Origin of the sequence: Rhizobium sp. BK275 (genome assembly GCF_014193555.1) — a bacterium.
GTDB lineage: Bacteria > Pseudomonadota > Alphaproteobacteria > Rhizobiales > Rhizobiaceae > Rhizobium.
The window spans coordinates 1,141,769-1,154,756 of the sequence record NZ_JACHZL010000001.1; the positions used below are offsets into that span (position 1 = coordinate 1,141,769).

Genomic DNA, 12,988 nt, shown 5'->3' on the forward strand with positions numbered 1-12,988 from the left:
AGGAGACATTTTTGGAGACCGATCCGTTTCGCATACGGGGACATGTGCGCGAATTCGACGCCATCGTGTCGGAGATCAGGGCAAGGAGTGCTTCGACGCGGGCGAGGCTCCGCATGAAGGAAATCTCCTACGGAGACGATGCAAGCGAAACCCTGGACATCTTCTACCCGGAAGGCACGCGTGACGGGCTGCCGGTGCACATGTTCATCCACGGCGGCTACTGGCGGATGTTTTCCAAGCGCGACTACTCCTATGTCGCCGACACCATTACCGGCACAGGCGCGATCGCCGTCATTGTCGATTACGCCCTGATGCCGCATGTCCGGATGGAGGTGCTCGTCGATCAGGTTCGGCGGGCCAAGCAATGGGTGCTCGAACACATCGCGAGCCACGGCGGTGACGCCTCGCGCTTTACGGTCAGCGGTCATTCCGCCGGCGCGCATCTTGCGAGCTTCCTGTTTCATCGACAGGAGGCTTTCTCGGGCGTGTCGGCAGCCCTCCTGCTTGGGGGACTTTACGACCTGAAGCCCCTGCAATCATCGTTTCTGCGCTCCGAGATCGCCATTACCGATAGAGAGGTTACTGACTTTTCCCCGATGCTGCATTCCTTTGACGAGGGCTGTCACACCGTCATCGCGGTGGGTGCCGAAGAAACGCCGCCGTTTCATCAGCAGGCGGACGCCTTCTCATTGCGCTTGCGACAACAAGGACTGTCGGTCGCCAGCGAAAGGCTCGAAGGCTCCAATCATATGAGCAGCGTTCGCGATCTTGGCCTTCCCGAAACGGCTATCGGTCGAATCCTCGGCAAAACGATTGCATATACCCGTTGACGTCCAAAAACCGATCTTGATCGGGATCACGAGATTTCCGCACCGGAAAACCGGCTGATCGCGGGACGCCTAAAGCGTGTCGCGATCCCCAGGATTCGCTTGCCACGCTTTAAGCTTTTGTTTTCGCATGTCGTTATCGCGAAACCGCTGCACAGTTTTGCGCGACATGCATTAGCACCTCCAGCGCAATGCCGCTGTAGCAATGGGCGAATCCCATAGAGAAAGCTCCTCGTCCGTGAGGAATGCGAGCGTGATGGAAAGGCCCTGCATGTCGAGCGAAGTGGCATAGGTGCCAACAAGGGAACGCTCGATGTGAAGGCCGTATTCCGACATGATGCGAAGGGCTGAATTATAGGCAAGATAGAGTTCAGCAGGCGGTGTGCCGCCAAGTCCGTTCACGAAGAGAAATGCTCTGTCTGTGCTGCGGCTGGTATCGTTGAGAATTGCCTCGCTGAGATACCTGACGATCGTGTCAGCATTGGAGAAACGCTCTCTCGAATGGCCAGGCTCCCCATGAATGCCGACGCCCATTTCCACCTCGTTCGGCCCGAGTGCGAAGGTCGTGCGCTGGGTGTCCGGCACCGCGACACCGGTCAGGGCAACGCCCATCGACCGGATGCGTGAGGAGAGGCTGTTGCCGAAGGCTTTTAGTTCCGAAAGGGACCGGCCCTCCTCGGCGGCCGCTCCAAGCAGCCTTTCTACAATCAGAGTACCGGCAACCCCGCGTCGCCCACGACTGTCGCCGCCCCTCGTCGTTTCGATGTCGTCGCAGGCAAGGACCATTTCAATTCTATGCCGGTGCGACGCCATCTCTGACGCCATTTCGAAGTTCATGACGTCGCCATCGTAGTTCTTGACGACAAGCAGGCAACCGGCGCCGGTGTCTGCTTCCTCTATCGCGCTAACGATCTGGCTGGGCGTGGGCGACGTGAAGATATGCCCTACGCAGGCGGCATCGAGCATGCCGCGACCGATGAAGCCGATATGCATCGGCTCATGGCCTGCCCCGCCACCCGAAATGATGGCGACCTTGCCAGGAACCAGCTCACGGCGGCGGATACATTTGCGGTCGGTGCCGAACACAACGAACTCCTGATGGGCGCGCACAAAGCCTTCGATGCTTTCGGCGACCATAGTCTCCGCTGTGTTCATGAATTTCTTCATCAAGCCCCTCCCAAGGCGATGATCATGCCAATCCTTTTGCGTCCGCCACAAGGGCTTGCTTAATCCGACAGCCCGGAAATTGCGGCAATCTTCTGCACCAGATCGCCAATCGCTTCCTCCAGCAGCCGGTTGCGTCTCTCGTCGCCGAAATCGGGCACCATCAGCGAAAGATGCCGCAGTTTTTCCGAGGCGCCAAGTTCAGGCAGCTTGCCCGGATGTGCAGCTTGATAAGCATCCAGAAAGCGCTCCTGTTCAGCAGCACTGAAATGGCACACCCGGAAGATCGTGGCGAGATGGCGCGCAGGAAGAGGTGTCGCGTAGGTCGGGCTTGTAATTTGCGTGACGAAACTGCGATGCTTGCCAAGTTCCGTCGCGAGCCGCTGGCGTGTTCCAGAAGGCCTGTTGTCGATGATTTGCGCCAGAATGGACTTGTAGGCGATAATGGCGTCTTCCGTGTCTTCGCGCGCCATCCTATTCTCCGGCTGCCTTTGTCCCATCTGCCTTCAGGCCGACGATTGCCGATCTTATCGCGGGAAGTTGAGCGGGTGCCACGGAAAAATGCCGTATGCCTGCGGCAAGCAGATCCCCGGTCAGAGAGGGATCCCCTGCCATGTCGCCGCAGATGCTGACCGGTTTGCTTCCGGCGAGTCTCATGGCCTGGGTCAGCAGGCGCAGTACGGCCGGCACTGCCTTGGCCTGATAAAGCGCGAACTCGGCATCCTCGCGCGGCGATGCGACGAGATATTGCGCGAGGTCGTTCGTCCCAAACGAAAAGAAGTCGGCGCTCCCGAACTCGTCCAGCATGAGAGCGGCGGCCGGGACCTCTACCATGATGCCGACGGGAGGCATGCGATGCGGCACGCTCCGTCGGGCGAGCGCATCGGATTCTTCGCGATAGATCTGCCTGATCTCGTCGACGTCGGACGGAAACATCACCATCGGCAGCATGACGCGAAGATTACCGAAGACTGCCGCGCGCAAGAGCGCGCGGGCTTGAACACGCGCGATCTCCGGCCGGGCAAGCAGAAGACGGATACCGCGTAGCGAGGGTACTTCGGTCAGTCCGGCGAGCGGCTTGTCGCCGCCTATATCCAGCATGCGAATTGTCGTTGACCGGCCATCTGCCCAATCCAGCAGACGGCGATAAATTGCAAACTGCTTATCTTCGTTCGCGGCATCCACAAGCGACGTCAGGGCAAATTCCGAGCGCATCAACCCGATGCCCGCGGTTGTCGCGACGTCGATCGGATCGATCTCCTCAGGAGCATTGACATTGATGGTCAGCAGGACCTGGCAACCGTCTGCCGTCTGCAATATGCCGTTGTCGGCTGCCGATGCCATGCTTGTCAGGCGATGGTCGAGCGGAGCCGCCGTCGCGCTCTGCTTGGCTACCTTAAGCATGACGATACCAGAATCGCCATCAACCCCGATCTGTTGTCCCTTCTCCGTCGCGAAGCGACCGGCGCCAATGACCATCGGGACCGAACGAGACCTGGCAAGCAGTGCCACATGGCCGACTGCGCTGCCCGCATAAAGAGCGATACCCCCACCAGCCGACCAGTCATGGGCGAGGAATCGACTGGGCTCCATGTCTTTTCCAACATAGATGGAGCCGGCCGGAAAGTCGTCGATCGGCGCCCCGGTTAGGATCGACAGCACACGATTCTTGACATCGAGAATGTCGACGGCACGTGCCTGCAATTGGTCTTCCTCTGCGCATTCCAGTTCGCGAATATAGCCGTCGAGTGTCCCGACCCACGCAAACACTATATTTTCGCCCGCGTCGATCCGCGCCCCGGCCATCTCCATCAACGTCGGGTCTTGAAGCACTTCGATCTGGAACTCGATGATTTCACCACTCTCAGGGTCTTTCCCGGCCGCAAGGTCGCGTAGTTCGCGGATAGCCTTCTCGATGGCATCGCCGAGTTCGGTATGGCCGGAAAGGCTTGATGGCGGCGATGCGGCAGCGGCCATCGGCTTTGCGACATAGGCCGGTCCAGTCGCAACGCCTGGCGATGCACTCGTGGCTTTCAGTCTAGGCGGTGCGGCCATGCTTCTTTTCCTCATCGAAGTTACGTTCGACGAGACCCTTCAATGAGCGAATCGCTTCCTCGGCGAGAATCCCCTCGGCGCGAATCTTGAGCAACGATCCCTTGCGGATCCTGGCACCCATGATCTTGATGATGCTCTTGCCATTCAGCCAGGCATCGCTGCCGTCGATCGCAACTTCGATCGAGCAGGGAAACGACTTTGCAAGCCGCGTGAATGTAACCGAGGGCCGAGCATGCAGTCCAACAGCATGCTTGACCTCGACTTCCGTCTGGCAGCTGTCATGCATCTGCTCGCCCTCACGGCTCCCCATGCGCAATCCGCCGCTCATCAGGGTGATAGCTCCTCTGCCGTTGCAATGACCTTGGTCAGCGATGCGCCGCCGGAGGCCTCGGCCGCCGCGATAACGGCTCCCTCCACGACGGGTGCATTGCAGATCGATACCTGTTTCGACCGCGGCAGCCCGAGCATCTCAACCGCCATTTCACTGTTGGTTTCAGCTCCCCCAAGATCGACGAAGACGGCAACGCCTGCGTCCGACCAGGCCTCCTCGATGGCTTTGAGAATGCCGCGGGCATCCGTCCCAAGTTCGCCATGACTGTTGCCGCCCGACCAGGCAAGCGGCACACTGTCGCCGACCATCTGCCGCACCATGTCGGCGGTGCCGCGTGCAACCAGAGGCGAGTGGGAAACAATCACAATCCCAACGTTAGGCCTGTTCCCATTCATACCGGTCGGTACTCCTCGAGGTAGCGGCAGATCGCAGTTGTCAGCAGCGCACAACTTGAGGCGCCCGGATCGACATGGCCGATCGACCTGTCTCCGAGATAGGAGGCACGCCCGCGCATCGCCCTCATCGCAGCAGTCAGCTCGGCAGAAAGTTCGGCCTGGCGTGCGATGTCCGTCAAAGGCAATCGATGTGCGAGCGCGTTCTGAACGGGATAGAGAACATCGAGAAGCGTCTTGTCCCCGGCATGTGATCGGCCACGACGGGCGACGGCGTTGATCGCCTGTTTTAGTGCCGACGGAAAATCCTTCTCCTCGTCCTGGGCACGGAGCTCGCGGCCCATCTCCATAAGCAGCGTCCCGTAAAGCGGACCTGCCGCTCCGCCGATGTTCATCACGAGCGTAAGGCCAATTTTCTCAAGCGCGTCAGGCAAGGGAGCGGCTGAAACCGAGGCCTCCTCTGCGCTCACCGCTTCGCAGCCACGTCGCATGTTCGTTCCATGATCGCCATCACCGATGGCGCGATCAAGCGCGCACAGGTGCTCGCTGTTTGCCGCGATCGTCGCACGGCAAGCTTCGATCAATCCCATGAGAAGTACCGGTTCTGCCTGCACCCGAAACCCTCCCGCGTTCAGAGCTCATACGAGCGCTGCCGCCACTTCGAAAACGCCTGCCACGGCGACAGCACCGGGATCGGGCACGCCTTCAAGATCCTTTTCGCCAACGTAGGAGGCACGACCGGCCTTTGCTTGTCGCATCGCCCTTGTCGACTGAGCCCCTGCGGTCGCCGCTCTTGCCGCGGCTGCAACACCCCCCGATGAAAGGGCGGCAAGCGCGGGAGCCAGTGCGTCGACCATTGTGCGGTCGCCCACAACAGCGCCTCCATAGAACGTCATCCGATCAAGACCGGCAAGCAGGGCAGCGGCAAAATCGCCCTTTTCGGCCATGGACTTGGATGCGGCCGTGAAGAAGATAGAGAGAAGGACACCGCTGGAGCCGCCCATGCTCGTACCCAGGATTTCACCGATGGAGCCCATTGTCGCGGCAGGATCTTTCAGCGGAAGTGTATCGATGCGGGCAAGAATGCTGCGGGCTCCGGTCGCAACGGTGGAGCCGGTATCGCCATCACCAACCCGGCCATCCAAGCGGTTAAGCTCGCTCTCGAGGGAAATCAGATGCTCGCAAAGCGCAGTCAGGAGGCGACGATTGTTCCTGTTGTCGCTGGCGGGTGCCGCTTCGCTCTGTCGCGACGCCCGTTGAGGCACAGGAAGGATAGCGATCTCGTGCCGTTCGGTCGCGGGCGGCCAAGCATGGGGTTCGACGGCGGCCCTAAGGGCGGCTTCACGGTCGGCGTCCAGTCGAATGAGCGACAGGGAAAAGCCGTTCATGTTGAGAGCGGTCATCATCGGTGCCGGCCCGATGATCAGCCGGACACGGTTGGCGATCTGAGACGACAGCACAGCATTGGCGATGACGCCCATTTCGAGCGGGGGCACGGCGCCGAGATTGTTGATCAGCAGCGCATGATCTGCCGCCCCCTCGAGTTTCGCCGCCAGTCGCTCGGTCATGGTTGCGACCAAATCGGCAATCGGCTGTAGGGAAATACGCTCGACCCCGGGCTCGCCGTGAATACCGAGACCGAGTTCGCCTTCATTGGCGCCCAGTCGATCCTCATGCGTTTGGCCAGGCACGCTGCACGTTGAGAGCGACATGCCGAGCGAGACGATGCTGCCCGCTGCGGCGCTCGCTAGTTCCGCCACCGTCTTGAGCCCGGCGCCGGCCTCGGCGTGATAGCCGGCGATCTTGTGCACAAACAGCGTACCGGCAACGCCGCGGGGCTGGATGATGCCGGGGATCGCGATATCGTCGGCAACGATGACCATCTCGACGTCGAAACCTTCGGCACGTGCCTTTTCGGCGGCGAGACCAAAATTAAGGCGATCTCCCGTATAGTTCTTGACGATTAGCAGGACGCCCTTGGGGCCGGTTACGGCGCGGATCGCCATCAGCACCGCATCGACGCTCGGCGAGGCAAAGATTTCGCCGGATACGGCCGCAGTCAGCATGCCCCTACCGACGAAGCCCGCATGTGAGGGCTCGTGCCCCGCCCCTCCGCCCGAGATGATTGCCACCCTCGACTTGTCCCAATCGGCCCGCAGGATCACCTTGATCTCCGGAAACGCGTCGAGACGGGCTAGCCGACCGGCGCTGCTCGTTTGGAGCAGGCCGTCCAAGGCTTCGGTAACAATGGTTTCCCGGCGGTTGAAGAAGTGTTTCATGGAGACAGACCCGTCTTTTATGCCGTTTCGTTTGCTGCTTATCCAAGGCGCTGGCCGCTTGCGTCGAAATAGAGTGGATCGCGCAGTGTCAAGCTTATTCGATCACCCGGCCGGATCGCGAGATATGGATCGGCAAGCGTAACCAGCTTGTAGTCGCGCACCTTGATGTGAAGGTGGTTCTGGTCCCCCAGATGTTCGATCCAGTCGATCTTCGCACTGGCGTTCTGATCGACGACAATATCAAGGTGCTCGGTTCGCGCGCCGATCGTCTTCGTTCCCGGCGGCGGATTGGCACCGGGAAGAAGATCGGCGGGCAGCAAATTGATGTGTGGCTGGCCAAGGCGCGCGGCGACATGAAGGCTGGCCGGATTGCCATAGATCTCGCGCGGCGTTCCGACTTGCAACAGCCGTCCTTCCGAGACAATGCCGATCCGATCCGCCATGGTCATCGCCTCGACCTGGTCGTGGGTTACATAGAGCAGGGTCGAGCCGAGTTCTGTCTGGATGCGCTTCAGTTCCAGGCGCAGTTCTGCGCGGAGTTTCGCATCAAGCGATGAGAGTGGTTCGTCCATCAGATAAATGGCAGGCCTGCGCACCAGCGCCCTGCCGATCGCAACGCGCTGCATTTCGCCGCCCGACAGACGCGTCGAACGGTTCTCCAGCTTGTGATCGATCCGGACCATGCGCGCAATTTCCCGGACACGGCGGTCGATTTCTTCGCTCGCAAGCCGGCGCGCCGGGGCTCGCAGCGGAAAGGCAAGGTTGTCGTAAACCGTCATATGCGGATACAGCGAATATTGTTGAAAGACGAAGGCGACATCCCGTTCAGCGGGAGCTTCGCCTGCGACATTGCGGCCGCCGATTTCGATGCGCCCACCGTCGGGCTGTTCCAGCCCTGCGATAAGGCGCAACGTGGTCGTCTTGCCAGCACCCGTCGGGCCGAGCAGAACGACGAATTCACCGTCACGGATGGAGAGGTTGAGATCGGCCAGAGCCTGAGTGTCGCCGAAACGCTTGTCGAGCCCCTTGAGAACGACGTCAGCCATGTCGAGCCTCCGAATAGAGTGCCGAGGCAATAGCGCGGCCCGACTTGCAGTCGAACAGCGCGAGCTTGCCCGGATTGAATTCAAGGCCAACAGTCTCGCCAATACGGAAATCGCGGTTTGCCGGAACGCGTGCCTTGATCACGCCGCTCGATGTCTCGATTGCCACGACCTGATTGGTTCCGAGATATTCGCTGCCATAGACGGCTCCGCGCAACGGTGACGCGTCGCTGAGGCGGATATGTTCGGGCCTGACGCCGAGCGCAAGCTCCGACTCGGCCATATCCTGGTGCACCTCGGGAACGCTGACGTCGACACCGTTGAGCGATATCGACTGCGCTCCCGATTGGAGGCCCGACGTGAAGCGCATGAAATTCATTGGCGGCGAGCCGATGAAATCCGCGACATACATGGTGGCCGGCTTGGTGTAGATTTCCTGCGGCGTGCCGAATTGTTCGATAACGCCATGGTTCATGACCGCGATCTTGTCGGCCATCGCCATCGCCTCATGCTGATCATGGGTCACGTAAACCGTCGTCGCGTGGATGCGATTATGCAGTTCGCGCAGCTCATGGACCATCACCTCGCGGAATTCGGCGTCCAGCGTACCAAGCGGTTCATCCATCAGGAAACACTTCGGACGACGCACGATCGCGCGGCCGAGAGCCACGCGCTGGCGGTCGCCGCCTGCAAGCCCGGAGACGGACCGGTTCAAGATATGATCGATCTGCAGTAGCCGCGCAGTCTCCTCGACGCGCTGACGGATCTCAGCCTTCGGCATGCCTTGTGACAGGAGTGGGAAGCCGATATTCCTGCGCACATTCATATGGGGATAGAGCGCAAAAAGCTGGAAGACGAAGGCAATGTCGCGGGCACTGGCGCGATTGAAGGTGACGTCCTCCCCATCGAGGTAGATCTTGCCGCTGGTCGGCAATTCCAGGCCTGCGATCATCCGAAGCGTCGTCGTCTTACCGCAGCCAGAGGGGCCGAGCAGTGCCAGGAATTCGCCGTCATGAATGACGAAACTCGAATCCTGCACCGCCACGAAGCTGCCGAATTGCTTGCGAAGATGTTCTATCCTGATGTCCGCCATGGTTCACTCCGGAAACTTCGAGACGATGATGAATATGGCAGTGCCTGCGAGCAGCGTTACCAGCGAATAAGTATAGAGCACGAGAAAAAACGGCTGGAAGAGCATGAGGAAACCAACGGCAATCAGGGCGGTCGCGATGTTCTCCATAGGCCCTCGGCGTAAAAAGAAGGGGCGCTTCGGGCGGGAGGATGGGCGCGGGGTCTCGATGAGATGGGTCATTTGCGAACCGCTCCGAAAGTGATGCCGCGCAGGAGCTGCTTGCGCAGCAGGATGGTAAAGACGAGGATCGGGATCAGGAAGATCGTCGTTCCCGCAGCAACGGCGGGCCAGTCCTGGCCGCCTTCGCCGATGATGGTCGGAATGAATGGCGGTGCCGTCTGGGCTTCGCCCGAGGTCAGCAATGCCACAAAGGCATATTCGTTCCAGGCAAAGATCAGGCAGAAGATAGCAGTGGCGGCGATGCCGGTGGTTGCCTGCGGCAGGACGACTTTCAAGAAGGCCTGCAGTCGGGTGTAGCCGTCGATCATCGCAGCCTCTTCGTATTCGCGCGGGATCTCGTCGATGAAGCCTTTAAGCAGCCAGACGGCGAGCGAGACGTTGACTGCCGTGTAGAGCAGGATCATGCCCAGCGCCGTGTCGGAGAGGCCAAGCTCGCGGTACATCAGATAGATCGGTATGGCGACCGCGATGGGCGGCATCATGCGCGTCGACAGGATGAAGAACAGAAGGTCGTCGGCGAGCGGCACCCTGAAACGGGAGAAACCGTAGGCGGCCAAAGTTCCCAACGATACGGCCAGAAACGTCGAGCCGAAGGCAATGACCAGAGAATTGGCAAAGCGCGGCAGGAAATTCGAGGGACCCGCAATGACCATGTTTCGTTTGCGAGTCACCTCATCACAGGTGCCGGTCGGCGCAGGCAGGGAGGCGATGTATTCCGGCGTCTGGCGCGTTCTCGTCGTCAGCAGATTGCAGTAGCCTTCCAACGTCGGCGCAAAGACGATCTTCGGAGGATAGCTGATGGAATCCGGCGGAGATTTGATACTGGTCAGGAAAATCCAGACGAGCGGGATCATCGTGATCAGAGCGTAGAGGATCACGATCGTGCCGGCGATCCGCTTGCTGGTCGGGCTCGGCTCGACGACCGAATGGGCTGAGGTAACCGAGCTCATCGCTGCTTCACCTTGTTGAGTGCCTTGACGTAGATGTTCGCGAGACCGAACACGGCAACGAAGAGGACGATGGCAAACGCCGACGCCCGTCCGGTTGCCCAGCTCTCGAAGGCGGCCCGCTTCAAGGTGATGGAGGCAACCTCCGTGGTCGAGCCCGGGCCACCGCCTGTCAGCAGTGTCACCATGTCGAACATCTTGAAATTCTCGATGCCGCGAAACAGCACCGCAAGCATGATGAAGGGCAGCGCCATCGGCACGGTGATCGACCAGAATTGCCGCCAGGCGGAAGCGCGGTCCACCTCGGCTGCCTCATAGATATAATCGGGGATGGAACGCAGGCCTGCGAGGCAGATCAGCATGACGTACGGCGTCCACATCCAGGTATCGACGATAATGATCGCCCATGGTGCCAGCGATACGCTGCCGAGCATCTGGATGTCGGCTGTCGGAATACCGGTGACCAGGGAAACGGCATAGGCGAAGAGACCGATCTGCGGCTCGTAAAGGAAGCGCCAGAAGTTGCCGACGACGGCTGGAGACAGCATCATCGGAATGAGGATCAGCGTCGTCCAGAAGGCGTGGCCGCGAAACTTGCGGTCAATCAGATAGGCGAGCGCAAAACCGATGACCGTCTGCAGCAGGATCGTCCAGAAGACAAAATGCGCCGTCGTCTGCATTGCCTGCCAGATGTCTGGGTCGCTGAGCACCCGCTCGTAGTTGCCCAATCCAACGTTCTGGACCGGCGCGTTCGGTCGGTTGGCGCGATAATTCGTAAAGGACAGATAGATCGCCCAGATCAGCGGAAAGATGTTGATGGCGAGAAGCAGGATAATGGTGGGCGCGATAAACACCCAGGCGATCGCTCGATCGGACAGTCCGCGGACGCGGCGGGCAACCGATGTCGGTGTCGCCCTGGCAGTCGCATCTGCAGCTTTCTCGACCATGGAGGAAGAGGAAATGTTCAAGGTATCACCTGGTCCTTGCGTATGTGAGACATGTGGCGGCCCGGTAGTCTTGGCGATCCGGGCCGCCATTCTGGCAAGAAATTTGCGCATCCACCCGGACACTAGATCTTGCCGTCGTCCTTAAAGACTTCGGTCCAGTCCTTCACCAGGCCATCAAGCGCCTCCTGCGCGGTGCCGTTGCCGGCCACGACATAGTTATGAACGCGCTTCTGCATGTCCTGTAGAAGGGTCGCGTAGCTTGGCTCGGCCCAGAAATCCTTCACGATCGCCATCGAGTCCAGGAATGCCTGGGCATATGGCTGGCTAGACGCAAAGTCAGGAGCGTTCACCACCGATTTCAGGCAGGAATAACCGCCGAGCTGCCACCATTTTGCCTGAACCTCCGGCTGGGCGAACCATTTGATGTATTGCAGGGCGGCATCCTTCTTGTCGGAATAGGAAACGACCGAAATGCCCTGTCCGCCGAGCTGAGCAAAATGTTTCTTTTCAGCAGGGTTGGGGAAGAAACCGATCTTGTCGCCACCCACTTTCTCATCCTTATAGAGGCCAGGCCAGGTGAAGGCGAAATTCATCTGCATCGCGACCTGGCCGGATTTGAAGGCATCGGCCGACTCGACCATGTAGACATTGGAGCTGCCGGGCGGAGTGCAGCAATCATAGAGAGACTTGTAGAATTCCAGGCCCTTCACCGCATCGGGAGAATTGACGAACCCCTGCATTTCGTAGGGCTTTTCAGGGTTGTCGTACTGGAAACCCCAGTCATACAGCACGTTGGTTACCCCCATCGTGATGCCTTCGGAACCGCGCTCGGTATAGATCGAAGCACCGTAGACGGTCTTCCCGTCAATTTCGCGCTTCTGGAAGAACTCGGCAATCTGCTTCAGTTCGTCGTAGGTCTTGGGTGCTGTGAGCTCGCGGCCGTACTTTTCCTTGAATTCCTTCTGCAATTCCGGCCGCTCGAACCAGTCTTTGCGATAGGTCCAGCCGACCACGTCGCCCATGGCAGGCAGCGCCCAGTAGTTCGGCGTATTCTTCGGCCATTCCGAATAGCCAACCACCGTCGCCGGCACGAAGTCATCCATCTTGATGCCTTCCTTGTCGAAGAAGTCGTTGAGCTTGACGTAGTGGCCGTTTTCCGCCGAGCCGCCGATCCACTGGCTGTCGCCGATGATCAGGTCGCAGAGCTTTCCGTGAGAGTTCAGCTCGTTGAGAAAGCGGTCGGCATAGCTGGTCCACGGCACAAACTCGAACTTCATTTCGGTGCCGGTTTTGGCGGTGAAATCTTTCGAGAGTTCGACCAGCGCGTTGGCCGGGTCCCAGGCCGCCCAGCAGAGTGTCAGTTGGTCAGCTTTTGCGAGATTGGGCAGCGCCGACGACATGACGAATGCCGAGGCCAGCCCGAGAAGGGCTTTCGATTTCTTTTGCATACGTTCCTCCCAGAACCAAAGCCGGCTCCCCGCCGACATGAAAGTCCACCAATTTCAGAAAATGCCTACATGAACTCCTCAACCCTCATGTTTAGCAATATGTTTAGTAATAGACGTTTTTATAAACATTGCAAGTAACAATCGTCGCGGTCCGGTCATCCACCTCGTGATGATGCAGATTGCCGGCCTGCCGAACAGTTCAGGACCCTGACGTGCCGCGCCGGCGGGCTGCCGACATGATGC

Annotated in this window: 14 protein-coding genes; 1 reads left to right on the forward strand and 13 read right to left on the reverse strand. The window is 59.6% G+C overall.

The window, feature by feature from the left end:
• Positions 1-11 precede the first annotated feature (11 nt).
• Positions 12-830: an alpha/beta hydrolase gene (locus FHT82_RS05215; RefSeq protein WP_183726931.1), complete on the forward strand. Its 819-nt coding sequence runs from the start codon at positions 12-14 to the stop codon at positions 828-830.
• 171 nt (positions 831-1,001) lie between these two features.
• On the opposite strand, the gene FHT82_RS05220 is transcribed toward FHT82_RS05215, so the two are convergent.
• From FHT82_RS05220 to FHT82_RS05280, 13 genes are all read right to left on the reverse strand, one after another.
• The gene (locus tag FHT82_RS05220) at positions 1,002-1,994 is read right to left on the reverse strand and encodes a dihydroxyacetone kinase subunit DhaK (RefSeq protein WP_183726933.1); all 993 of its coding nucleotides are present in this window, start codon (positions 1,992-1,994) and stop codon (positions 1,002-1,004) included.
• Positions 1,995-2,053: 59 nt separating this feature from the next.
• Complete coding sequence (locus tag FHT82_RS05225) at positions 2,054-2,464, reverse strand: hypothetical protein (protein ID WP_183726935.1); 411 nt, start codon at positions 2,462-2,464, stop codon at positions 2,054-2,056.
• 1 nt (position 2,465) lies between these two features.
• Positions 2,466-4,046 carry a putative PEP-binding protein gene (locus FHT82_RS05230; RefSeq protein WP_183726941.1) on the reverse strand — a complete coding sequence of 527 codons (1,581 nt, stop codon included), beginning with the start codon at positions 4,044-4,046 and terminating at the stop codon, positions 2,466-2,468.
• Positions 4,030-4,374 (reverse strand): HPr family phosphocarrier protein, encoded by a 345-nt coding sequence (locus FHT82_RS05235; protein ID WP_183726943.1) that lies wholly within the window; start codon positions 4,372-4,374, stop codon positions 4,030-4,032. Before FHT82_RS05235 ends, FHT82_RS05230 begins: the two co-directional genes overlap by 17 nt.
• Positions 4,374-4,772, reverse strand: a complete 399-nt coding sequence (dhaM, locus tag FHT82_RS05240; protein ID WP_183726945.1) for a dihydroxyacetone kinase phosphoryl donor subunit DhaM — start codon at positions 4,770-4,772, stop codon at positions 4,374-4,376. Before dhaM ends, FHT82_RS05235 begins: the two co-directional genes overlap by 1 nt.
• Positions 4,769-5,359, reverse strand: coding sequence for a dihydroxyacetone kinase subunit DhaL (gene dhaL, locus FHT82_RS05245; protein ID WP_183727322.1), 591 nt, complete (start codon positions 5,357-5,359; stop codon positions 4,769-4,771). Before dhaL ends, dhaM begins: the two co-directional genes overlap by 4 nt.
• A gap of 48 nt (positions 5,360-5,407) precedes the next feature.
• Positions 5,408-7,048: a dihydroxyacetone kinase subunit DhaK gene (locus FHT82_RS05250; RefSeq protein ID WP_183726947.1), complete on the reverse strand. Its 1,641-nt coding sequence runs from the start codon at positions 7,046-7,048 to the stop codon at positions 5,408-5,410.
• Positions 7,049-7,086: 38 nt separating this feature from the next.
• The gene (locus FHT82_RS05255) at positions 7,087-8,094 is read right to left on the reverse strand and encodes an ABC transporter ATP-binding protein (RefSeq protein ID WP_183726949.1); all 1,008 of its coding nucleotides are present in this window, start codon (positions 8,092-8,094) and stop codon (positions 7,087-7,089) included.
• Positions 8,087-9,184 carry an ABC transporter ATP-binding protein gene (locus FHT82_RS05260; protein ID WP_183726951.1) on the reverse strand — a complete coding sequence of 366 codons (1,098 nt, stop codon included), beginning with the start codon at positions 9,182-9,184 and terminating at the stop codon, positions 8,087-8,089. Before FHT82_RS05260 ends, FHT82_RS05255 begins: the two co-directional genes overlap by 8 nt.
• A 3-nt stretch (positions 9,185-9,187) precedes the next feature.
• The gene (locus tag FHT82_RS05265; RefSeq protein WP_183726953.1) at positions 9,188-9,403 is read right to left on the reverse strand and encodes a hypothetical protein; all 216 of its coding nucleotides are present in this window, start codon (positions 9,401-9,403) and stop codon (positions 9,188-9,190) included.
• Positions 9,400-10,353, reverse strand: a complete 954-nt coding sequence (locus tag FHT82_RS05270) for a carbohydrate ABC transporter permease (RefSeq protein WP_183726955.1) — start codon at positions 10,351-10,353, stop codon at positions 9,400-9,402. Before FHT82_RS05270 ends, FHT82_RS05265 begins: the two co-directional genes overlap by 4 nt.
• The gene (locus FHT82_RS05275) at positions 10,350-11,318 is read right to left on the reverse strand and encodes a sugar ABC transporter permease (RefSeq protein ID WP_183726957.1); all 969 of its coding nucleotides are present in this window, start codon (positions 11,316-11,318) and stop codon (positions 10,350-10,352) included. Before FHT82_RS05275 ends, FHT82_RS05270 begins: the two co-directional genes overlap by 4 nt.
• A 101-nt stretch (positions 11,319-11,419) precedes the next feature.
• Positions 11,420-12,745 carry an ABC transporter substrate-binding protein gene (locus tag FHT82_RS05280; protein WP_183726959.1) on the reverse strand — a complete coding sequence of 442 codons (1,326 nt, stop codon included), beginning with the start codon at positions 12,743-12,745 and terminating at the stop codon, positions 11,420-11,422.
• Between the last annotated feature and the right edge of the window lie 243 nt (positions 12,746-12,988).